Origin of the sequence: Ferrovibrio sp., from assembly GCF_046297895.1 — a bacterium.
Classification (GTDB): domain Bacteria; phylum Pseudomonadota; class Alphaproteobacteria; order Ferrovibrionales; family Ferrovibrionaceae; genus Ferrovibrio.
Map to the genome: position 1 here is coordinate 1 of NZ_JBKBHC010000020.1, position 1621 is coordinate 1621.

Consider the following 1621-nt stretch of genomic DNA (forward strand, 5'->3'; position numbering starts at 1 on the left):
GGCTGGTGGTGAGGAAGAACCCCTCCTTGCCGCCCTCGGTGATGCGCCCCGACAGGTCCCCCTGCGCCACCTTGTTGACCAGTGCCGCGATCTCCTCACCAGCCGCCTTCTCGCGTGACTCGCGCTCCAGACGCCGTTTCTCGGACTCCTCGCGCTGCTGCGCGATCTGGCTCTCCGCCTGTTCGCGCGCGATCATACTGTCCTTGAATACCTGCACCGCCTTGGCCATCTCGCCGATTTCGTCGCCGCGTTCCTTGCCGGAAACATCAATCGTGGTGTCGCCCTTGGCTAGCGTGTTCATCACCGACGTGATGCGGGTAATCGGGCGCGTCAGGGTTGCGATCACCACATAAAGCGCCAGCAGCACCGAGATCACGATGGCTGCGACAGTGATCGTGAGCAGCAGCGGACGCTGGGTGTTGTAGTAATCCGTCAGGCCCTGGCTGACCGCCGCCACGCGTTCGGCATTGCGATTGTTGACCGTCTCGACCGCCTTGTTGAGTGCCTGGCGATTGCTGCGATTGGCATCGTTGTCGCCATACTCGCGCGCCTGCTTGGTATCCACGTCCGAACCGAGCCGGGCCAGTTCGCGGCGGAACTGGATGAACTGGTTCACCAGCGCAATGAACTGCCTGGCCTCTTCGCTGGCCGCGGCCTGCGGCCCGATCAGGGCGGTCCAGTCCTTGATCAGGGCTTCCATCTGCCCGGTGAAGCGCACGATCCCGTTGGCGAAGGGTTTGGCGGCTGCGGTGGTGTCGGACATGTAGACGCCGCGCGAATCCATCACCACGGCATAGATCAGCGCGTTCAGCCGCTCGCCATACTGGGTCTGCTTGGCCAAAGACGCCATTTCATTGCTCTGCCGCTCATAGCGATCGAGCGAGATGATGCCCATGGTACCGATGGCGGCGGCAGCCACAGCCAGCAGCGCCACCACAGCGAGGACGCGCGGGCCGATCTTGATCGTGGATGCGATGGACATTTCTTCCCCCCACCATGATTTCTTGTTGCGGCGACCAGGGCGCCGTGCTGGCTAACCCTACGGACGACAACAAGTTTCTCACATCTAGGGGGTGTTCGGCAAAGGCAGAAACACTACCACCGGGTACAACCCGACCTCTGCCCGCAAAAGTTATAATTGAAAATTAGAGTTATTCTACAATTATACCGTGAGCCGATCAGAATTCCTCCCATTCACCATCATCGGCGGGTTTCACTGTGGGCTTGCTCTCTGCCTGTGGGCTGGCCTGGATCGCCGCAGGTCTGGCCTTGGCCTTAGTTTGAATCTGGGCCTGAACCTGAGCCTGGGCAGGAGCAGGCTTGATAACTGCCGGCGCGGTCTGATCGCCGGTCCGGAAGAAGCCGACGAGCGCGGCAAGTTCCGAGGCCTGGTTCGCCAGCGCCTGGGCCGAGGCCGAGGTCTGCTCGACCAGCGCGCCGTTGCGCTGGGTCATCTCATCCATCTGGCCCACGGCGGTGTTGATCTGCTCCAGGCCCGTCGCCTGCTCGCGGCTGGCGGCGGCGATCTCGGCCACGATGTCCGACACCTTCTTGATCGAGGTCACGATATCGGTCAGCGACTGGCCGGTGCGGCCGACCAGATCGGCGCCGGTCTTCACCT

The 1621-nt window shown here is 62.4% G+C and carries 2 protein-coding genes; both read right to left on the reverse strand.

What is annotated here, in order from left to right; genetic code table 11:
• A partial coding sequence (locus ACK4FK_RS18745; protein WP_409747220.1) for a HAMP domain-containing protein occupies nt 1-982 on the reverse strand: 982 nt, incomplete at its 3' end.
• Between the two features lie 196 nt (nt 983-1178).
• Nucleotides 1179-1621, reverse strand: a 443-nt coding sequence (locus ACK4FK_RS18750; protein WP_409747223.1) for a methyl-accepting chemotaxis protein, incomplete at its 5' end; no start/stop codon positions are given.